The 18639-nt window shown below is 72.9% G+C and carries 20 protein-coding genes; 11 read left to right on the top strand and 9 right to left on the bottom strand.

Features of this window, described 5'->3' with window-relative positions; all coding sequences use genetic code 11:
- Positions 1 to 5 precede the first annotated feature (5 nt).
- The 4 genes from H9L09_RS03460 to H9L09_RS03450 all read right to left on the bottom strand — a co-directional run bounded on the left by H9L09_RS03460 (position 6) and on the right by H9L09_RS03450 (position 3263).
- A complete protein-coding gene (locus H9L09_RS03460; protein WP_187579351.1) occupies positions 6 to 1388 on the bottom strand; it encodes a lanthionine synthetase LanC family protein in 1383 nt (460 codons plus the stop codon).
- A 92-nt stretch (positions 1389 to 1480) separates the two neighbouring features.
- Entirely contained in the window at positions 1481 to 2575 is a 1095-nt protein-coding gene (locus tag H9L09_RS03455; RefSeq protein WP_246456237.1) for an MFS transporter, read from the bottom strand.
- Entirely contained in the window at positions 2521 to 2730 is a 210-nt protein-coding gene (locus H9L09_RS21865) for a hypothetical protein (protein ID WP_246456236.1), read from the bottom strand. The genes H9L09_RS03455 and H9L09_RS21865 overlap by 55 nt, the downstream gene beginning before the upstream one ends.
- Positions 2727 to 3263 carry an ArsR/SmtB family transcription factor gene (locus H9L09_RS03450; protein WP_187579350.1) on the bottom strand — a complete coding sequence of 179 codons (537 nt, stop codon included), beginning with the start codon at positions 3261 to 3263 and terminating at the stop codon, positions 2727 to 2729. The genes H9L09_RS21865 and H9L09_RS03450 overlap by 4 nt, the downstream gene beginning before the upstream one ends.
- Positions 3264 to 3611: 348 nt before the next feature.
- Between H9L09_RS03450 and H9L09_RS03445 the strand changes: the two genes are divergently transcribed.
- Entirely contained in the window at positions 3612 to 4385 is a 774-nt protein-coding gene (locus tag H9L09_RS03445) for an enoyl-CoA hydratase-related protein (protein WP_187579349.1), read from the top strand.
- 724 nt (positions 4386 to 5109) lie between these two features.
- Here the strand turns inward: H9L09_RS03445 and H9L09_RS03440 are convergent.
- Both H9L09_RS03440 and H9L09_RS03435 read right to left on the bottom strand, forming a co-directional pair.
- Positions 5110 to 6669 (bottom strand): long-chain-fatty-acid--CoA ligase, encoded by a 1560-nt coding sequence (locus tag H9L09_RS03440; protein WP_223164200.1) that lies wholly within the window; start codon positions 6667 to 6669, stop codon positions 5110 to 5112.
- A 22-nt stretch (positions 6670 to 6691) separates the two neighbouring features.
- Complete coding sequence (locus H9L09_RS03435; RefSeq protein ID WP_187579348.1) at positions 6692 to 7267, bottom strand: isochorismatase family protein; 576 nt, start codon at positions 7265 to 7267, stop codon at positions 6692 to 6694.
- A gap of 146 nt (positions 7268 to 7413) precedes the next feature.
- Here H9L09_RS03435 and H9L09_RS03430 point away from each other — a divergent pair, with 146 nt between their 5' ends.
- The gene (locus tag H9L09_RS03430) at positions 7414 to 9309 is read left to right on the top strand and encodes a bifunctional metallophosphatase/5'-nucleotidase (RefSeq protein ID WP_187579347.1); all 1896 of its coding nucleotides are present in this window, start codon (positions 7414 to 7416) and stop codon (positions 9307 to 9309) included.
- A 149-nt stretch (positions 9310 to 9458) separates the two neighbouring features.
- Here H9L09_RS03430 and H9L09_RS03425 read toward each other — a convergent pair whose 3' ends face one another.
- Positions 9459 to 10709: a nicotinate phosphoribosyltransferase gene (locus H9L09_RS03425; RefSeq protein ID WP_246456437.1), complete on the bottom strand. Its 1251-nt coding sequence runs from the start codon at positions 10707 to 10709 to the stop codon at positions 9459 to 9461.
- Between the two features lie 155 nt (positions 10710 to 10864).
- Between H9L09_RS03425 and clpS the strand changes: the two genes are divergently transcribed.
- The 7 genes from clpS (at position 10865) to H9L09_RS03390 (ending at position 15528) form a co-directional block, all read left to right on the top strand.
- The gene (clpS, locus tag H9L09_RS03420) at positions 10865 to 11140 is read left to right on the top strand and encodes an ATP-dependent Clp protease adapter ClpS (RefSeq protein ID WP_246456436.1); all 276 of its coding nucleotides are present in this window, start codon (positions 10865 to 10867) and stop codon (positions 11138 to 11140) included.
- A complete protein-coding gene (locus tag H9L09_RS03415; protein WP_187579345.1) occupies positions 11137 to 11721 on the top strand; it encodes a DUF2017 domain-containing protein in 585 nt (194 codons plus the stop codon). Before clpS ends, H9L09_RS03415 begins: the two co-directional genes overlap by 4 nt.
- 87 nt (positions 11722 to 11808) lie before the next feature.
- The gene (locus H9L09_RS03410) at positions 11809 to 12303 is read left to right on the top strand and encodes a M67 family metallopeptidase (RefSeq protein ID WP_187579344.1); all 495 of its coding nucleotides are present in this window, start codon (positions 11809 to 11811) and stop codon (positions 12301 to 12303) included.
- Positions 12304 to 12397: 94 nt separating this feature from the next.
- On the top strand, positions 12398 to 12730 hold the full coding sequence (locus H9L09_RS03405) for a MoaD family protein (protein WP_187579343.1): 333 nt from the start codon (positions 12398 to 12400) through the stop codon (positions 12728 to 12730).
- Positions 12727 to 13677, top strand: coding sequence for a PLP-dependent cysteine synthase family protein (locus H9L09_RS03400; RefSeq protein ID WP_187579342.1), 951 nt, complete (start codon positions 12727 to 12729; stop codon positions 13675 to 13677). The genes H9L09_RS03405 and H9L09_RS03400 overlap by 4 nt, the downstream gene beginning before the upstream one ends.
- A 178-nt stretch (positions 13678 to 13855) precedes the next feature.
- Positions 13856 to 14836 (top strand): ribose-phosphate diphosphokinase, encoded by a 981-nt coding sequence (locus tag H9L09_RS03395; protein ID WP_187580646.1) that lies wholly within the window; start codon positions 13856 to 13858, stop codon positions 14834 to 14836.
- A complete protein-coding gene (locus H9L09_RS03390; protein WP_246456235.1) occupies positions 14833 to 15528 on the top strand; it encodes a lysophospholipid acyltransferase family protein in 696 nt (231 codons plus the stop codon). Before H9L09_RS03395 ends, H9L09_RS03390 begins: the two co-directional genes overlap by 4 nt.
- On the opposite strand, the gene H9L09_RS03385 is transcribed toward H9L09_RS03390, so the two are convergent.
- Complete coding sequence (locus H9L09_RS03385) at positions 15519 to 16004, bottom strand: GyrI-like domain-containing protein (RefSeq protein WP_187579341.1); 486 nt, start codon at positions 16002 to 16004, stop codon at positions 15519 to 15521. The two genes, H9L09_RS03390 and H9L09_RS03385, sit on opposite strands and share 10 nt — an antisense overlap.
- A 145-nt stretch (positions 16005 to 16149) precedes the next feature.
- Between H9L09_RS03385 and murI the strand changes: the two genes are divergently transcribed.
- Both murI and H9L09_RS03375 read left to right on the top strand, forming a co-directional pair.
- Positions 16150 to 16968, top strand: coding sequence for a glutamate racemase (gene murI / locus H9L09_RS03380; RefSeq protein ID WP_187579340.1), 819 nt, complete (start codon positions 16150 to 16152; stop codon positions 16966 to 16968).
- A 34-nt stretch (positions 16969 to 17002) separates the two neighbouring features.
- Positions 17003 to 17761 (top strand): MBL fold metallo-hydrolase, encoded by a 759-nt coding sequence (locus H9L09_RS03375; RefSeq protein ID WP_187579339.1) that lies wholly within the window; start codon positions 17003 to 17005, stop codon positions 17759 to 17761.
- Between the two features lie 47 nt (positions 17762 to 17808).
- Here H9L09_RS03375 and H9L09_RS03370 read toward each other — a convergent pair whose 3' ends face one another.
- Complete coding sequence (locus H9L09_RS03370; RefSeq protein WP_187579338.1) at positions 17809 to 18504, bottom strand: hypothetical protein; 696 nt, start codon at positions 18502 to 18504, stop codon at positions 17809 to 17811.
- Between the last annotated feature and the right edge of the window lie 135 nt (positions 18505 to 18639).

Here is an 18639-nt window from a genome sequence, read left to right as displayed (position 1 = left end):
CCGGCTCAGGCCGGCGTCGCGCCGTCGGGGTGTGAGCGCTCCGCGGGCAGCGCCCACCAGTTGTCCAGCCGGGCGACGGCGTACGACGGTCCGTCGCCGAGCGTCCGGGCGAGGTGGAACAGGAACGCGGCGATGCCGGTGGCGCCCTGCATCCAGCCCACGCCCGGCGGCAACGACGGCTCCTCGGCCCGGTGCTCCACGAACCGCCAGTAGGCGTGCGGGCCGTCGAGGACGGCGTGCTCGAGCACGGTGTCGCCCAGCCGCACCGCGAACGCGAGGTCGTCCTCCTCGCCGGTCCGGTGCCAGGAGTCGAGGAAGACGTCGCCGACCCCGGCGGTGCCGCAGCACCGGCCGTCGTTGTCCCAGAAGCCGGGGTAGAGCCGGGCGGGGAGGCCCGAGGCGCGTACGCCGTGCAGGCACCTGCGCTGCCACGACAGCGGATCGGCGCCGGCCACCTCCGCGACACCGGCCCGGTCCAGGGCCAGGAAGAGCAGCGACGTGCCGGTGCCGCCGTGGCACCAGTTGTGGGTGAGGTCGTCCTCGTCCTTCGTGGTCGGCGGGATGGTCCGCGGGACGACGAGGCCGGCACCGCTCGCGTCGCCCAAGGTCACCAGGTGCTCGGCCCCGGCACGCGCGGCGTCGACCAGGTCCGGCCGGCCGAGCTCGGTGCCGGCGCAGGCCAGGGCCGCCGCGATGCCGGCGAGGCCGTGCGAGAAGTTCGGCATCTGCCCGTAGCCGGGGTTGTAGCGCTCCGGAACGAAGCGCCAGTTGGTGCCCGTGGGGAGCACCTCCGCCTCGGCCATCAGCACGGCAGCGGCGTGCTCGGCCAGCGCCCGGCCACCCGGGACGCTGCGGCGCCCTGCCCACAACGCCGCGAGCAGGACGCCGGCGGTGCCCAGGGTGACGTCGTGGAGGTGGGCGTCGGGCAGGAAGCGCGGCGGCCCGACGACGGTCTGCGGCCACCCCTCGGGGGTGGCGAGGGCGGCGAGCCGGGCGACCGCCGTCTCGACGCCGGGTGCGTCGAGAGCGGTGAGCACGCCGACGGCGCTGCCGAGGCCGTCGAAGTAGCTGCAATCGGTCTCGTCCGGGACGACGCGGCGGATCCGGTCGGCGATCCCGTCGGCCAGCCGGTGCTCCTCCGCGGTCCATGGCCGGGTCGCCCGGATCTCGGCCAGCGTGTGGGCGAGCCCCCCGATCCCGCTGTGCAGGCCGTCGCGGTCGGTCGGAGGCAGGTCGCTGCCCGGGCTGGCGGCGGTGCCGGTGGTCGACCCGGTGGTCGACCCAGTGGTCGGGATCCAGGGCCCGTCGTCCCAGCGCACCTGGTCCAGCACCCAGCGCCAGCCGGCTTCGGCGACGCCGCGGTAGGTCCCGGGGTCTCGGGCGGTCATGGGTGGACCCCGTGGTCGGCGCGGTCGGCGTCGTCGTGCGTCATGAAGGTCTCCGGTCCTCGCGGTCGTTGTCCCGGGGCAAGCATGACGGCTCAGACCTCGGTGGTGGCGGCCGCCGCTGCTGGGACCGGCGCGGCCCGCTCGAGCCGGCGGACCGAACGGCTGGACAGCGTGAGGAGCGCCACGGCGACGTACCCGATGCCGCTCCACAGCAGCACGTCGCGGAAGCCGAACGCCTCGCCGAGCGGTCCGTAGACCAGCTGGCCGACCGGCATCGCGACGAAGGAGCCGAGCGCGTCGTAGGAGTAGGCACGGGAGAGCATCCGGTCCTCGATGTTCTCCTGCATGGCGAGGTTCCAGGCCATGCTGAAGACCTCGATGCCGGCGCCGGCGACGACTGTGAGCAGCACCAGGGTCAGCAGGTGCGGCTGTACGCCGAGGACGATCATCGGGATGCCCATCAGCGAGCAGCCCAGCATGCCGACCAGCAGCGGGCGTCGTAGCCGCACCCGCAGCAGCACGAGCGTCATCAGCAGCAGGCCGACCGACTCCGCGGATAGCACCAGACCCCAGCCCTGCTCGCCGATGGTCTTCTTGGCCAGCGCCGGGCCCAGCGTGAACCAGGCCCCGGAGTGGATGGCGTTGAGCACCGAGAACGACAGGACGACCACCCACAGCCAGGTCGTGCCGACGAACAGCGACCAGCCCTCGCGCAGGTCGCTCAGCGTGCTGGACTTCTCGGTGCTCGCCCGACGCGGAGGGATCCGCACCGGCATGAGCAGCAGCGAGGCGACCGCCCAGGTGAGCGCGTCGACGGCGAGCGCCCAGCCAGCACCGACCGTGACCACCAGCAACGCACCGATCGTGGGGCCCAGCACGGTGAGGCCGCCGCGGGAGAGCGAGAGCAGCGCGTTCGCCGACTGCAGCTGGTCGCGCCGCACCAGCTGCGGCAGCATCCCCGACATCGCCGGGAAGCTGATCGCCCACACCGTCCCGTTGGCGGCCTCCAGCACCACCAGCATCCAGAGCTCCGCCTGCCCGGTGATCACCAGGAAGGCCACCACGCCCTGGGTGAGCGCGGAGAGGACGTTGGAGAGCTGGAGCACCAGCGTGCGCGGGAACCGGTCGGCGATCACGCCGCCGAAGAGCAGGAACAGCACCATCGGGATGGTCCGGGCGGCCAGCACCTGGCCGAGCGCGCTGGGGAGTCGGTGAGGTCGAGGACCGCGAAGGTGAGCGCGATCGAGGCCATCATCGTGCCGAGGGTGTTGCTGAACCGGGACGCGAAGTACCACGCGAAGTCGCGGCTGCGCAGCGGGGAGAACGCCTCGCGCCAGGTCATGCCGGCACCTCCGTGGCCGGGCCGGGCTGCTCGTCCATCTCGAAGGCAGCCGCGGTGAGGTTCACATGCAGCGTTCCGGGTGTTCGGGGCGGCTGCGCCTCGGCGTGGACGAGTCGGGACGCCTCCTGGACCAGCGTCCGCACCTGCTCCCAGGTCTGCGGAGTCACCCACATCTCGGCGTCGGCGAGGAAGCCGCGGCGCCTGCCCGGGCCGTAGCGTCGGACCAGCTCGGCGGCCATCGCGGCGACGTAGGACGTGGCGGAGCCGCCCGGCTCGACCGACGGGGTCTGGTCCCACGGGTGCCGGTACCGCTTGGCGACGCCGCCGCGGATCTTCTCCTCGCCGGCCTCGACGACCAGGCCCGCGTCGGCGAGGACCCGCAGGTGGTACGACGCGTTCGCGTGGCTGAGGTCGAGCTCGCGGGCGATCTCCGCGGCGCTCAGGTCCGCCCCGGTCAGCAGCGACAGGATCTGCAGCCGCACCGGGTGGGCGGTGGCTCGCATCGAGGCGACCTCGCGTGGATCACCGGTCATGTCGTTCCCCATCTGTCTGCCGCTCGGACTGCCCAAGACTCGTTGGGGAGTTCTAACGCACCCGGTCGATCGCTGTCAAAGGGTTATGGGAATCGCCGGTCCGCTGGGTCGCGGACCCCGGCGTTCCGCACCGGCCGCGCACTGCCGTACGCGCGCCCGCCGCACCAGCCGCGCGCCGGGCCGCGCGCACCCGCCGCACGCACCCACCGGCATCGCCCGCCCGCACCGCCCGCGCGCACCGGCCGCGAGTGCCGGCCGTACGCACCGGCCACGCGCAGACAGCACCACCGGCCTCGGCAGGTGTCAGGATGCCCTCATGACCCCAACTGGCTACCGGAGGGCGGACGGGTGAGCGCCGGGCTCGACGTGCGCCTCGCGGACGGGGTGCTGCACCTGCGGTTCGACCGGCCGGAGCGGCGCAACGCGCTGACCGCGTCGATGGCCGACGCGCTCGCCGGGGAGCTCGAGGCCGCAGCCGGCCGCGACGAGGTCCGGGTGGTCCTCATCTCGGGAGCCGGCGGCTCGTTCTGCTCGGGCGCGGACGTGTCCGGCGCGCGGGCGCACGACAACTTCGACGTCACCAGCCTGGACCGCGCCAACCGGATCGTCCGGGCGATCGTCTCGCTCGACCGGCCGGTGGTGGCCGCCGTGGCGGGGGCAGCGGCCGGGGTGGGCTGCTCGATCGCCGTGGCCTGCGACGTGGTGCTGGCCGGGGAGTCGGCGGTGCTCCGGCTCGGGTTCACGCGGATCGGGCTGATGCCGGACGGCGGCGCGACCGCCACGATCGCAGCGGCGGTGGGCCGGATCCGGGCGATGCGGATGGCGCTGCTCGAGGACCCGCTGCCGGCGCGCGAGGCGTTCGAGGCCGGCCTGGTCAGCCGCGTCGTGCCCGACGAGGAGCTGGAGTCCGCGGCGGCTGCTCTCGCCGGGGCGCTGGCGGCCGGCCCGCCGCTCGGCTTCGCGGCGACCAAGAAGGCCGTCAACGCGGCGACCCTGGGGGCCCTGGAGGGCGCGCTCCAGCGCGAGCGAACCGGTCAGAGCGTCCTGCTGCGCACCGCCGACGCTGCCGAGGGGATGCGCGCGTTCAACGAGAAGCGGCCACCCGTCTTCCGGGGCGAGTAGCCGCCCCGGCGAGCGCGCCCCCGGGTGGCGACCAACGAGCGCGGGGACTTCTTCGCCGTCTGCCCGGCCGGCGCGCCCCCGTGTGACGACCAACGGGCGCGGGGTCTCGCTCGCCACCTGCCCGGCCGGCGCGCCGCGACCCACTCGCCGGCCGGGCAGCGGCGTTCGGACATGCACTCGAGCGCCCGGGCCGGCTGCGCCCAGCGCGGCGGACGCCTCGGCAGCCGGTGAGTGCATGTCGGAGCGCCGGTGCTCGCGTCGTAGGCGCTGGGTGGTGGGTCGACCGGCTGCCGGCCGGCGACGCGCTGGGCCTCGGCGCGCCCCAGCCTCCGCATCGCCCCGGCGGCCGGCCGGGCAGCAGCGTTCGGACATGCACTCGAGCGCCTGGGCCGGCTGCGCCCAGCGCGGCGGACGCCTCGGCAGCCGGCAAGTGCATGTCGGACCGCCGGTGGTCGGGTCGTCGGCGCTGGGTGGTGGGTCGACCGGCTGCCGGCCGGGGACACGCTGGGCCTCGGCGCGCCCCAGCCTCCGCATCGACCCGGCGGTCGGCCGGGCAGGAGCGTTCGGACATGCACTCGAGCGCCCGGGCCGGCTGCGCCCAGCGCGGCGGACGCCTCGGCAGCCGGCAAGTGCATGTCGGAGCGCCGGTCGTCGGGTCGTCGGCGGTCGGTGCTCGGTGCTCGGTGCTCGGAGCGCCGGGTGGTTGGGTCGTCGGGTCGTCGGGTCAGGAGATGTGTCTCCCGGCGGCCTGCTCGCTCGCGGCCCAGTAGGGCTCGCGCAGCACCCGCTTGAGCAGCTTGCCGGACGGGTTGCGGGGCAGCTCCTCGGCGAAGTCCACCGACCGGGGCCGCTTGAAGCCGGCGATCCGGTCGCGCGACCACTCCAGCAGCTCCTCGGAGGTGATCGCCGAGCCGGGCCGCCGTACCACCACGGCCTTCACGGTTTCGCCCCACTTCTCGTCGGGCACGCCGATCACCGCCACGTCGGCCACGTCGGGGTGCTCGGAGAGGGCGGACTCGACCTCGACGGGGTACACGTTCTCCGCCCCGGTGACGATCATGTCCTTGATCCGGTCGGTGAGGAACAGGTAGCCCTCGTCGTCGAAGTAGCCGGCGTCCCCGGTGTGCAGCCAGCCCTCGGCGTCGAAGGCGGCCGCGGTGTCGCCGGGCTTGCGCCAGTAGCCGGGGGAGTTCTGCACCGAACGGATCCAGATCTCGCCGACCTGCCCGGCCCGGCACTCCTGGCCGGTCGCCGGGTCCACGGCCTTCATCTCCACCCAGGGGTAGGGCTTGCCGGCCGAGCGCATCAGGTGCTGGCGCGGGCCGCCCGGGTCGTGGTCGGTCGAGCCCAGCTCGGTGATCGCGCCGGTGGTCTCGGTGAGCCCGTAGACCTGGAACAGCGGCGCCTTGAAGACCTCGAGCGACCGGGCGAGCACCGCGCTGGTGATCGGCGAGGCGCCGTACGCGATCGAGCGCAGGCTGGAGAAGTCCCGCTCCTCGGCGCCCGGCACCGCGCACATCATCTGCAGCACCGCCGGCACCAGGAACGCGTTGGTGATCCGCTGCTGCTCGATCGTGTCGAGCAGGCCGGCCGGGTCGATCATCGGCACCAGCACGTCGGTGCCGCCGCGGGCCAGGGAGACGTTGGCCCAGCCGGAGCCGCCGATGTGGAACAGCGGCATCGCGACCAGGGACACCGAGGTCTCGTCGACGTCCCAGTGCTCGGCGACGTCGAGCAGCGCCGAGCAGTTGTCGTTGGTCAGCATCACGCCCTTGGGCAGGCCGGTGGTGCCGGAGGTGTACAGCTGCAGCACCACGTCGTCGGGCCGGCTCGGGCGGCCCGGGTCGGTGTCCGCGGCGGCCGCGACCCAGGACTCGTAGTCCTCGCCGACCCGCACCACCCGCTGCAGGCCGGGCGCCTCGGCCTCGATGAGGGGTACGGCGGCCTCGAACACCGCGCCGACCACCAGCACCTTCGCCTCGGAGTCGGCGACGATCCGGCCCATCTCCTGCGGGGTCAGCCGGAAGTTCAGCGGCGCGATGGCCGAGCCGATCTTGGCGGCGCCGAGCATCAGCTCGAAGAACTCCGGGTTGTTCAGGTCCAGGTAGGCCACCCGCTCGTCCTCGCCGAGGCCGGCGTCGCGCAACGCGTTGGCCACCCGGTTCGCCCGCTCCACCAGGCCGGCGTAGGTGACGGTGCGGGCCGCCCCGACCAGCGCAGGGTGGTCCGCCCGACGCTCGGCGAGCTCGGCGAACATCTCCACCATCGGCAGTGGCTTGGTCATGCGGATCCTTCCGGTCGGGACGTCAGACGAGGTGCACGCCGGCCGAGGTCATCTCGGTCAGCGCGGCGTTCGTGGTCTGTGCCGCCACACCGGCGCACAGGGACTTCAGGACACGGGTCTCGAAGCCCTCGCGTACGGCGTCGAGCGCGGTCGCTCGCACGCAGTGGTCGGTCGGCAGCCCGCACACGTCGACCTGGGTCACCTCGTGGGAGCGCAGCCAGTCGGCGAGCCCGCTGCCGTCGGAGCACCGTCCCTCGAAGCCGGAGTAGGCCGCGGCGTGCTCGCCCTTCAGGAAGACCGCGTCGAACGGCTGCGGGTCCAGGTTCGGGTGGAACGCCTCGCCGTCGGTGCCGACCACGCAGTGCGCCGGCCAGGTGTGCTCGAAGTCCGGCCGGTCGCTGAAGTGGTCGCGGGGGTCGACGTGGTGGTCGCGGGTCGCCACCACCAGGTCGTAGGGCGGGGCCTTGGGGTCCTTGAGCGTCCAGTGGTGCAGCAGTTCGCCGATCCGGAAGGCCACCTCGGCGCCGCCGCGGACCCCGACGCTGCCGCCCTCGCAGAAGTCGTTCTGGACGTCGACGACGATCAGCGCGCGCTTCATGGGCTGAGGCTAGCCGGGCGGGGTGGCTCTGACGAGGGCCCGAGGGACCGCCGGCCGGGCTCCGGGGCACCGGCGGGTCGCTGCCGGACCGACGCGGCGATGACGTAGAACTGTCCCGCTGTCACCACCACCCCACGGGAGAACCCTTGACCGAGCACAACCTCGCGTCCGAGCACCACCTCGCGTCCGCGACCGAGCCGGGCGCCGCCACCGCGGCCGCCGCCACCAGCCGCCGTACCGTCCTCACCGGAGCGGCGGCCCTCGCCGCCGTCGGGTTCGTCCCCGGCGCCGCCGCCGCGGCCCCGCGGGTCCGGAGCCCCCGTCACGCCCGGGTCACCGTGCTCGGCACGACCGACCTGCACGGCAACGTCTTCAACTGGGACTATTTCAAGAACACCGAGTACGACGACTCCAAGCACAACGACATCGGGCTGGCCAAGATCGCCACGCTGGTCAAGGCGATCCGCGAGGACCGCGGCGTCTCCAGCACCCTGATGATCGACGCCGGCGACACGATCCAGGGCACCCCGCTGGCCTACTACTACGCGAAGGTCGACCCGATCAACGGCGGCGCCGGCAGCCCGGTGCACCCGATGGCCGCGGCGATGAACGAGATCGGCTACGACGCCGCCGCCCTCGGCAACCACGAGTTCAACTACGGCATCGACGTGCTGCGCACCTGGCAGTCCCAGCTCGAGTTCCCCCTGCTGGCCGCCAACGCCCTCGACGCGGCGAGCGGCCTGCCCGCGTTCGAGCCCTACGTGATCAAGAAGGTGCACGTGCACGGCGAGCGGCCGGTGAAGGTCGGCATCCTCGGCCTGACCAACCCCGGCATCGCGATCTGGGACCGAGCCAACGTCGAGGGCCGGATGACCTTCCCCGGGCTCGTCGAGCAGGCCGCGAAGTACGTCCCCGAGATGAAGCGCCGGGGCGCCGACATCGTCATCGTCTCGGCGCACTCCGGGTCCAAGCCCAGCTCGTCGTACGGCGACGCGCTGCCCTACCCGGAGAACGCCTCGTCGCAGGTGGCCGAGCAGGTGCCAGGCATCGACGCCATCCTGGTGGGTCACGCCCACGAGGAGATCCCCGAGAAGTGGGTGACCAACGCCAAGACCGGCAAGCAGGTGCTGCTCACGGAGCCGCTGAAGTGGGGGATGCGCCTCGCGGTGCTCACCATCGACGTCGAGCGGACCCGCACCGGCTGGCGGCTGGAGAAGATCGGCAGCCAGCTGCTGGACGCCAACACCGTCGACGAGGACCGCCAGGTCGTCAAGACGCTGACCGACCAGCACGAGAAGGTCGTGTCCTACGTCAACTCCGTGATCGGCAGCTGCACGACGGCGATGTCGGCGCAGCGGGCGGTCGTCGAGGACGTCGCGGCGATCGACTTCGTCAACTACGTGCAGGCCGACGCGGTCCGCAGCGCCCTGAAGGGGACCGCCGACGAGGCGCTCCCGGTGCTCAGCATCGCCGCGCCGTTCAACCGCGACGCGGCCATCCCCGCCGGCCAGGTCACGGTGCGCGACGTGGCGGGGCTGTACATCTTCGACAACACGCTGCTCGCGGTGAAGGTCACCGGCGCGCAGGTGCGCGACTACCTGGAGTTCTCCGCGCAGTACTTCCAGCAGGTCGACGGCAGCCGGAGCTACGCCATCGACGAGCTGATCCGGGCCACCACTGCCACCGCCCCGAACGGCACGCCGGACTACAACTACGACATCGTCGCGGGCCTCGACAAGCGGCTCACCTACGACATCGACGTGTCCCGGCCGGCCGGTGACCGGATCCGGAACCTCCGCTACGAGGGCGCCGACCTCGACCCGGCCCAGGAGTTCGCCCTGGCGATCAACAACTACCGGCAGTCCGGCGGCGGCAACTACCCGCACGTCAAGACCGCCCCGGTGCTCTACAACCGGCAGGCGGAGATCCGGCAGCTGCTCATCGACTGGGTGATCGCGCAGCAGACGATCGACCCGGCCACCTTCTCCACCGACGACTGGCAGCTGGTGCGCGGCGACGGGACGCCGATCCAGATCAGCTGAGCCCGCGTCGCCCGTCCGCCGTCGCCGGACGTCATGCACCCCGAGGGCCTCGGCCCCGGTCCGTATGACGTCCGGCGGGGGCGTCGTACGAACGGGGGCTATCGACCTCGATCCGTCCGGCGTCCGGCGGCCGGCGGGGCAGCGGCGGGTCAGCCGCCGATCAGCTGGGTGGGGATCACCGGCTCGCCCCGGGAGAGCTGACGGGCCTTGACCGGAAGCTCCGCACGCACCCGCTCGTGCCGCTCGCGGGCCACCGCCAGTGGCTCGCGGCCGACGACCCGGCCCTCGCGCACCAGCGGCACCAGCAGCGCCCGGTCGTCGCCGTCGTCCTCCGGCGGCGTGCCGATCCCGATCACCTCGGCCTCGGCGCAACCCTCCCGGTTGCGCCGCCGCAGGGCGTACTTGCGCCCGCCCACCGACGCCTTGGAGGTGCTCGCCTTGGCCACGCTGACCATCGCGCCGTCGGCGCCCTCGCGGGAGACCAGCTTGTAGACGAACCCGCAGGTGGGGTGACCGCTGCCGGTGACCAGCGAGGTGCCGACGCCGTAGCCGTCGACCGGGGCCGCGGCCAGCGCGGCGATCGCGTGCTCGTCGAGGTCGGAGGTGACGATGATCCGGGTCTTCGTGGCGCCGAGCCCGTCGAGCTGCGCCCGCACCTCGTGGGCGAGCACGCCGAGGTCCCCGGAGTCCAGCCGCACCGCGCCCAGGTCGGTCCCGGCCACCTCGACGGCGGTCCGCACCGCCTCGGCGACGTCGTAGGTGTCCACCAGCAGCGTCGTGCCGCGACCGAGGGAGTCGACCTGCGCGGTGAACGCGTCCCGCTCGGTGTCGTGCAGCAGCGTGAAGCTGTGCGCGCTGGTGCCCGCGGTGGGGATGCCGTAGCGGTGACCGGCCGCGAGGTTCGAGGTCGTGGTGAAGCCGGCGACGTACGCCGCCCGGGCGGCCGCGACCGCGGCCTGCTCGTGGGTACGCCGGGAGCCCATCTCGATGCACGGCCGGTCGCCGGCCGCCATCGTCATCCGGGACGCCGCGGAGGCGATCGCCGAGTCGTGGTTGAGGATCGAGAGCAGCACGGTCTCCAGGAGCACCGCCTCGGCGAAGCTCGACTCCACCACCATCAGCGGGGACTGCGGGAAGTAGACCTCCCCCTCCGGGTAGCCCCAGACGTCACCGGTGAAGCGGAAGCCGGCCAGCCAGTCCAGCGTGGCCCGGTCGACCACGTCGTGCTCGGCCAGGTGGGCCAGCACCTCGTCGTCGAAGCTGAACGCCTCGATGGCGTCCAGGGCGCGACCGACGCCGGCCACGACGCCGTACCGCCGCCCCTCGGGGAGCCGCCGGGCGAACAGCTCGAAGACCGACCGGCGGTCCGCGGTGCCGGCGGCGAGCGCCGCCTGCAGCATCGTCAGCTCGTAGTGGTCGGTGAGCAGGGCGGTGCTGTCGGTGCTTCCGGTGCTGCTGGTGCCGGTGCGCACCTGGGGTCGTGTCGTCACCCGGGTCAGCCTACGGTCCGGGGCAGCCGCCACCTCCGCCTAGGATGAAGCATGTGTCCGCGCCGATGCCCGTCGAGACCGAACGTCCCGACGAGGCCCTCCATGTCGATCGTCCCTGGGTGACGGTGGTCTGGAACGACCCCGTCAACCTGATGTCGTACGTGACCTACGTGTTCGAGAACTACTTCGGCTACTCCCGCAAGAAGGCCGAGAAGCTCATGCTCGAGGTGCACCACGACGGTCGGTCCAACGTGTCGAGCGGATCGCGCGAGGAGATGGAGCGCGACGTCCAGGCGATGCACGAGTACGGCCTCTGGGCCACGATGGAGAAGGCCGGATGAGCAGCGGGTTCGAGCAGCGCCGTGGTGGCGGTGCGGTGGCCACGTTCACCGGCTTCGAGGCCGATCTGCTGCGCTCGCTGGCCTCGCAGATGGTGGAGCTGCTACGCAACGAGGTCGCCGCGCCCACCGAGGCCAGCGACCCGCTCGAGCGGATGCTCGACTTCTCCGGCCCGACCACCGCCCCGGACGACCCGGTGCTCGCGCGGCTGTTCCCGACGGCCTACCCCGACGACGAGGAGGCCGCCGGCGAGTTCCGGCGCTTCACCGAGGGTGGCCTCCGCGACGCCAAGGCGGGCGCCGCGGTCCAGATCATCGACGCCCTCGAGGAGGCCGGGCTGCCGCCCGAGCTCGAGGAGGACGGCCTGCACATCGACGTCGAGCTCGACCTGCCGGCCGCCACGACCTGGCTCAAGGCGTTCACCGACATCCGGCTGGCCCTCGCCACCCGGCTGGGCATCGAGGAGGACGACGAGGACTACTGGCTCTCGCTGCCCGACGACGACCCGCGCTCGCACGTGCACGACATCTACGAGTGGGTCGGCTACCTGCAGGAGACGCTGGTCCTCGCGCTGTCGTCATGACCCTGGGAGGGCGGGGCCAGCGGGCAGCCCTCGGGCGCGCGCCCGGCAGCTCGTGCCGGGGCCAGCCCGCGGACCACGGGTCTCAGGATGCGGACGTCGCAGCGGCGCCGCGTGGTCGCCGTACGCCCGCCGCCTACCCTCGACATCGTGCTGACCCTGTCCCAGGACCTCTACGACGCGATCGTCGCGCACGCCAAGAAGGACCATCCCGACGAGGCCTGCGGCGTGGTCGCCGGGCCCGAGGGAACGGACCGGCCGGTCCGTTTCGTGCCGATGGTCAACGCGGCCGCCTCGCCGACCTTCTACGAGTTCGAGCCCACGGACCTGCTGAAGCTCTACCGCGAGATGGACGACCGCGGGGAGGAGCCGGTGGTGATCTACCACTCGCACACGGCCACCGAGGCCTACCCCTCCCGCACCGACATCGGGCTCGCCCAGGAGCCGAACGCGCACTATGTGCTGGTCAGCACACGCGAGCACGGGAATAGCCAGGGCCCCGTGGACTTTAGGTCCTACAGGATCGTCGACGGCGAGGTGACCGAGGAACCGGTCGAGGTCGTCGCCTCCGGGCAGTCGGACTGAGCGTCCGCTGCGAAGCACCACCGGCACCCAGCAGCCCGACCAGCACGAGCACCCCGAGCAGCACCCAGTCGCACCCCGAGAAGGAGACACGACCATGGCAGTCGAGGTCCGCATCCCGACCATCCTGCGCACCTACACCGGCGGCGAGAAGGCAGTCGCCGCCGAGGGTGCCACGCTGTCCGAGCTCATCGAGAGCCTCGAGAGCAACCACCCCGGCATCAAGGACCGGCTGATCGACGGCACCGACCTGCGCCGCTTCGTGAACGTCTACGTCAACGACGAGGACGTCCGGTTCACCGGGGGCCTCGGCACCTCGCTCGGTGACGGCGACCAGGTCGTCGTGCTGCCCGCCGTCGCCGGCGGCAGCGGCACCGCCGTGGACCCGGCGGCCGCCGTCGCCGGACCCCGGGAGTCACTGCTCGCATGACCCGTTTCGACTCGCTCCTCGACTCCGTCGGCGGCACCCCGCTGGTGGGGCTGCCCCGGCTGTCGCCCTCGCCCGACGTGCGGCTGTGGGCGAAGCTCGAGGACCAGAACCCGACCGGCTCCATCAAGGACCGGGCGGCGTTGCGGATGGTCGAGCAGGCCGAGAAGGAGGGCCTGCTCCGGCCCGGCTGCACCATCTTGGAGCCGACCTCCGGCAACACCGGGATCTCGCTGGCGATGGCCGCGAAGCTGCGCGGCTACCGGCTGGTCTGCGTGATGCCGGAGAACACCTCCTCCGAGCGCCGGCAGCTGCTGGCGATGTGGGGCGCCGAGATCGTCTCCTCGCCGGCCGCGGGCGGCTCCAACGAGGCGGTCCGGGTGGCGAAGCAGCTGGCCGAGGAGCACCCCGACTGGGTGATGCTCTACCAGTACGGCAACCCCGCCAACGCGCAGGCGCACTACGAGGGCACCGCCCCGGAGATCCTCGCGGACCTGCCCGAGGTGACCCACTTCGTCGCCGGCCTCGGCACCACCGGGACCCTGATGGGGGTCGGCCGGTTCTTCCGCGAGCACAAGCCGGAGGTCCGGATCATCGCCGCGGAGCCGCGCTACGGCGAGCTCGTCTACGGGCTGCGCAACCTCGACGAGGGCTTCGTCCCGGAGCTCTACGACGCGACGATGATCGACGCCCGGTTCTCGGTCGGCCCGCGCGACGCCGTACGGCGGGTGCGCGAGCTGCTGGAGACCGAGGGGGTCTTCGCCGGCGTCTCGACCGGGGCGATCCTGCACGCCGCGCTCGCCCAGGCGGCGAAGTCGGTCAAGGCCGGGGAGCGCGCCGACATCGTCTTCGTGGTCTGCGACGGCGGCTGGAAGTATCTCTCCACCGGCGCCTACGAGGGCACCATCGACCAGGCGGAGGACCGCCTCGAGGGTCAGCTCTGGGCCTGAGCCGCTCCACGAGCGGCCGGTGAGCGTCCCGAGGCCGGGCGTAGGTCGATAGCAGTCCCGGGCGAATCGTCCGGTTCGGGCGCGTGCCGCCGTCCGCCGCACGGCGGCGGGCGGACGGGGCGGCGCCGGAGGGGTTAAGGTGACGCCGCCCACCCACCTCGACTCCGGGGGAGCGCCTGTGCGCGAGATCGTCGTCTTCAGCGGGAGCGCGCACCGCGCGCTCGCGTCCGCCATCTGCGACTCGCTCGGGGTCGGCCTCTCGTCGGTGGAGCTGACCCGCTTCAGCAACGACTGTCTCCAGGTGCAGCTCCAGGCCAACTGCCGCCAGCGCGACGTCTACATCGTGCAGCCGCTCGTGCCGCCCACCCAGGAGGCGCTCATGGAGCTGCTGCTCATGGTGGACGCCGCCAAGGGCGCCTCGGCCTCCCAGATCACCGCCGTGATCCCGCACTACGCCTATGCGCGCTCGGACAAGAAGGACGCCTCCCGGATCTCGATCGGCGGCCGTCTCGTGGCCGACCTGCTGGCCACCGCCGGCGTGACCCGGGTGATCACGATGACGTTGCACGCGCCCCAGGTGCACGGCTTCTTCTCCGTCCCGGTCGATCACCTGACCGCGCTCGGGGTGCTCGCGGAGCACTTCCGCGGCCGCGACCTCGCCGACACCGTCGTGGTCTCCCCGGACCTCGGCAACGCCAAGACCGCCACCCAGTTCGCCCGCCTGCTCGGCCTGCCGGTCGCGGCCGGCAGCAAGCAGCGGCTGGCCGACGACCGGGTGGTCATCGACGCCGTCGTCGGCGAGGTGGAGGGCAAGCACGCGCTGATCCTCGACGACGAGATCGCCACCGGCGGCTCGATCCTGGAGCTGCTGGACAAGCTGAAGGAGCTCGGCTGCACCGGCGCCTCGGTGGCCTGCACCCACGGCCTGTTCGTCGGCAAGGCGGTCTCGCGGCTGCGCGACCACCCGATGATCGACGAGGTGGTCACCACCGACACCGTCCCGCCCGCCGACTGGCCGGAGCTGAAGGTCCGCTCGGTGGCGACCCTGTTCGCGGAAGCGATCAGCCGGGTGCACGCGGGCGAGTCGATCAGCAGCATGTTCGACGGCGTCGACCCGACCCTCGGCCCACCGCAGCCCCGGCTGCCGTTCTCGGTGTGAGGACGAACTTGCCGGGCTCCCCGATGTTCTACAAGGTCATGCACGCGGTGATCGCGCCGCTGTCGCGGGCGATCTGGCGCCCGATCGTCGAGGGTGCCGGGAACGTCCCGCTCACCGGCCCGGTGATCGTGGCCAGCAACCACCTCTCGTTCGCGGACTCGATGGTGATCCCGATCGTCGCGCCCCGCCAGGTGGTCTTCCTCGCCAAGGAGGACTACTTCACCGGCACCGGCCTGCGCGGCGCGGCGATGCGGGGCTGGTTCCGGGGGCTCGGGATGATCCCGGTCGACCGCGACGACACCCGGGCCGCGATCGCCTCGCTCGACATCGCCCTGGAGATCCTCGGCAGGGGAGAGGCCTTCGGGATCTACCCCGAGGGCACCCGCTCGCGCGACGGCCGGCTCTACCGCGGCCGCACCGGGGTCGCCCACCTGGCGCTGACCTCCGGTGCGCCGGTGGTGCCGGTCGGTCTGGTCGGCACCCAGAACCTCCAGCCCGTCGGCTCCCGGCTGCCCCGGCTGGCCCGGGTCACGGTCCGGTTCGGCGAGCCGCTCCACTTCGCCGACCGCTACGACGGCGTACCCCTGGGACGTGCCCGCCGAGAGGTGACCGAGCAGGTGATGGCCGCGATCCAGGCGCTCTCCGGCCAGGAGCCGGCCGGGGTCTACAACGAGCGGAGCACTCAGGCCTGAGGCTCGCCGCGCGGTCGGACCGGGCGGCAGGGCACGAAGACCTCGGTGCGTGGCGAGGCCACGTCGGGCCCGTCGAGGTAGCGCTCCCAGGCAACCCCGGCGGGCTCGTGGCCGTTGGCGACGATGAAGTCGACGGCGGCCTGGTACGCCGCGCCCACCGCGGCGTAGTCGCCGACGTGCAACGTGTGCGCGACCCGACCGCCGGGCAGCCTCCCGTGCCGGACCCGGCCGGCGTCGGTGACGATCCCGGCGCAGGGGAAGCCCGCCTCGACCTGGCAGCTGCCGTCGTCGTCGAAGCGGTACCGGCCGAACGGCGGGCCGATCGGGAGCAGGCCCTGCTCGGCCATCACCCGGGCGACCTCCCCGAAGGCGCCGCCGAGGAACTCGGGCAGAGCCCCGGACCGGACCCGGCCGTGCACCACGGCCACGTCCTGCGGCTGCAGATCGGCGAACTGGATGGAGTAGGTGACGGCCATGCCTCCACTGTGGTCCCCGCTGCCGCCGGCGAGCACCGGGCGAAGGTCCCGGACACCTCCCGTGGGCCCGGCGTGACCGGGATCGCAGGGTGACGTCGGTCGCGCGAGCGCGGGACCGGCCGGTGGCTGCGACTAGCCTGTGGGGGTGGCAGACGCGCCCATCGGCATCTTCGACTCAGGCTTCGGTGGACTCACCGTGGCCCGCGCGGTGCTGGACCAGCTGCCGCACGAACCGCTGATCTACCTCGGCGACACCGCCCGCCAGCCCTACGGCCCCAAGCCGATCGGGGAGGTGCGGGAGTACGCCCTGGAGTGCCTGGACCACCTCGTCGACCAAGGCGTCAAGGCGTTGGTGATCGCCTGCAACTCCGCCAGCGCCGCGGTTCTCCGGGACGCCCGGGAGCGCTACCCGGTGCCGGTGGTCGAGGTGATCCACCCCGCGACCCGCCGGGCGGTCGCGGCGAGCCGCACCGGTCAGATCGGGGTGATCTGCACGCGGGCCACGGCGGAGTCGATGGCCTACGACGACGCGTTCACCGCTGCTCCGCACGTCACCCTGCACACCCAGGTCTGCTCGCGCTTCGTCGAGTTCGTGGAGGCCGGGATCACCAGCGGCCCGGAGCTGCTCGACGTGGCGCACGGCTACCTCGACCCGCTGACGTCCGAGGGCATCGACACGCTGATCCTCGGCTGCACCCACTACCCGCTGCTCACCGGCGTGCTCTCGTTCGTGCTCGGCGAGCAGGTCACGCTGGTCTCCAGCGCCGAGGAGACCGCCAAGGACGTCTACCGGCTGCTGGTCCGCGCCGGCCTCGAGCGGGACCCGGCGCTGCCGGCTCCCGAGCACCGGTTCCTGACCACCGGCCAGCCCGACGAGTTCGCGCGGATCGGCCGGCGCTTCCTCGGCCCCGAGCTCGACTCGGTGCACCAGCTGGCCCGGGCGACGTCCTGGATGCAGGCATGAGCGGCACCCCGCCCGGGCGTGGCGGAGCCTGCGCATGAGGCTCACCGTCGTCGGCTGCGCCGGCTCCTACCCCGGTCCGGACTCGCCGGCCAGCTGCTACCTGCTCGAGGTCGACCAGGGGGGTCGCACCTGGCGGGTGGTGCTCGACCTCGGCAGCGGCGCGCTGGGCGCGCTGCACCGCTACGTCGACCCGCTGCTCATCGACGCGGTGCTGATCAGCCACCTGCACGCCGACCACTACTTCGACCTCAGCGGCCTCTACGTGATGTGGAAGTACCACCCCGCGGGCGCCCGCCCACCGATCCCGGTCTGGGGGCCGCCGGGCATCGGCCGGCAGATGGCCCGGGCCTACGGCCTGCCCGCCGACCCGGGGATGTCGGCGGAGTTCCACTTCCACTCCTACGACGACCAGCCGGTCACGCTGGGCCCCTTCACGGTCCGGCCCAGCCGGGTGGTGCACCCGGTCCCGGCGTACGGCCTGCGGATCGAGGCCGACGGGGCGGTGCTGGCCTACTCCGGCGACACCGGGCCGTGCGGCCAGCTGGTCGAGCTGGCCAAGGACGCCGACCTGCTGCTCGCGGAGGCGGCGTTCCGTGAGGGCGTCCAGAACCCGGCGGACCTGCACCTCACCGGGGCCGACGCCGGCCGGGCCGCGACCGCTGCCGGTGTCCGCCGGCTCGTGCTCACGCACGTGCCCCCGTGGTACGACGGCGAGGCCGCGGTGGCGGAGGCGCGCACGACTTACGACGGCCCGCTCGAGCTGGCGACGAGCGGCGCAGTCTACGAGATCTGACCCGCGCAACGGCCGGCCCTCGGGCGAGGGCCGGCCGTGACGAGTCGTCAGTGGGCGAGGCGCGCCCGCTGCACGAGCCGGACGCCGACGACGTACGACGGGGCGTAGAGCAGCACCGCGAGCGCGATGCCGACGACCCCACCGACCACGCCGAAGGCGATCATGGGCAGCAGCGACAGGGGTACCAGCCACCAGGTGATCACGCCCGCCCGGGCGAGGCCGGCGTACAGCACCGGGAAGCCGAGGAGGCCGAACACCTTGGCGCTGAGCAGCCAGACGGCGATGGACGGCGCCGCGTTGACGTGCTCGAAGACGGCGACCGCCTCGGGCATCGTGACGGTGTTGCCGAGCGCGACGTTCATCCAGTCCGACCACAGCAGGCCGGTGAACTGGATCGAGCCGAACGCGGCCGCGAGGCCGCCCGCCGTGGTGAGCGCGCGGCCACGGCGTCCGCGGACCAGCCCGATGCTCGCGATCGCGGCGAACGCGAACAGCACCCAGGAGTAGTGGAAGAGGTTCGCCGAGATCCCCGAGAGCACCGGGTCCGCGGCCAACGAGGCGATGTAGTCGTCGGTGGCCGGACTCTCCTGGGGCGGTGACGTCGCCGCGCCGGCGACGAACAGCAAGGGTGCGGCGATCGATGCCAGCCCGGCGAGCACGCCGAGCACCCTCGAGGGGCCGTGGTCGGTGGTGGCGGCGGCGGACGTGCTGCTCGTTCCGGTGGTCAGGGTGGTGCTGGTCATGGCGATGTCCTTCTGTGCGTTTCTCGGTGGTTCGCCGACGTCGGTCGAGCCGGCGTGAGGAACGCTAGGACCGGCCGCGGGTGACCCGGATCGCTCGCGGAGCCCGACTCCGCTACGACCCGGAGACGGGGTGGG

It is taken from the genome of Nocardioides mesophilus (genome assembly GCF_014395785.1).
In the GTDB taxonomy this organism is placed as follows: domain Bacteria; phylum Actinomycetota; class Actinomycetes; order Propionibacteriales; family Nocardioidaceae; genus Nocardioides_B; species Nocardioides_B mesophilus.
The sequence above is the reverse complement of the archived record's forward strand: the minus strand, read 5'-3'. Positions and strand labels throughout refer to the sequence as shown.

What these genes read in the sequence shown, in the direction of transcription:
- H9L09_RS03405 (WP_187579343.1), top strand. Translation starts at nt 12,398, where the DNA reads ATGGCAGTCGAGGTCCGCATCCCGACCATCCTGCGCACCTACACCGGC.
- H9L09_RS03410 (WP_187579344.1), top strand. Translation starts at nt 11,809, where the DNA reads ATGCGGACGTCGCAGCGGCGCCGCGTGGTCGCCGTACGCCCGCCGCCT.
- H9L09_RS03425 (WP_246456437.1), bottom strand. Translation starts at nt 10,709, where the DNA reads ATGCTGCAGGCGGCGCTCGCCGCCGGCACCGCGGACCGCCGGTCGGTC.
- H9L09_RS03375 (WP_187579339.1), top strand. Translation starts at nt 17,003, where the DNA reads ATGAGGCTCACCGTCGTCGGCTGCGCCGGCTCCTACCCCGGTCCGGAC.
- H9L09_RS03460 (WP_187579351.1), bottom strand. Translation starts at nt 1,388, where the DNA reads ATGACCGCCCGAGACCCCGGGACCTACCGCGGCGTCGCCGAAGCCGGC.
- clpS (WP_246456436.1), top strand. Translation starts at nt 10,865, where the DNA reads ATGCCCGTCGAGACCGAACGTCCCGACGAGGCCCTCCATGTCGATCGT.
- H9L09_RS03385 (WP_187579341.1), bottom strand. Translation starts at nt 16,004, where the DNA reads ATGGCCGTCACCTACTCCATCCAGTTCGCCGATCTGCAGCCGCAGGAC.
- H9L09_RS03415 (WP_187579345.1), top strand. Translation starts at nt 11,137, where the DNA reads ATGAGCAGCGGGTTCGAGCAGCGCCGTGGTGGCGGTGCGGTGGCCACG.
- H9L09_RS03370 (WP_187579338.1), bottom strand. Translation starts at nt 18,504, where the DNA reads ATGACCAGCACCACCCTGACCACCGGAACGAGCAGCACGTCCGCCGCC.
- H9L09_RS21865 (WP_246456236.1), bottom strand. Translation starts at nt 2,730, where the DNA reads ATGACCTGGCGCGAGGCGTTCTCCCCGCTGCGCAGCCGCGACTTCGCG.
- H9L09_RS03440 (WP_223164200.1), bottom strand. Translation starts at nt 6,669, where the DNA reads ATGACCAAGCCACTGCCGATGGTGGAGATGTTCGCCGAGCTCGCCGAG.
- H9L09_RS03450 (WP_187579350.1), bottom strand. Translation starts at nt 3,263, where the DNA reads ATGACCGGTGATCCACGCGAGGTCGCCTCGATGCGAGCCACCGCCCAC.
- H9L09_RS03435 (WP_187579348.1), bottom strand. Translation starts at nt 7,267, where the DNA reads ATGAAGCGCGCGCTGATCGTCGTCGACGTCCAGAACGACTTCTGCGAG.
- H9L09_RS03400 (WP_187579342.1), top strand. Translation starts at nt 12,727, where the DNA reads ATGACCCGTTTCGACTCGCTCCTCGACTCCGTCGGCGGCACCCCGCTG.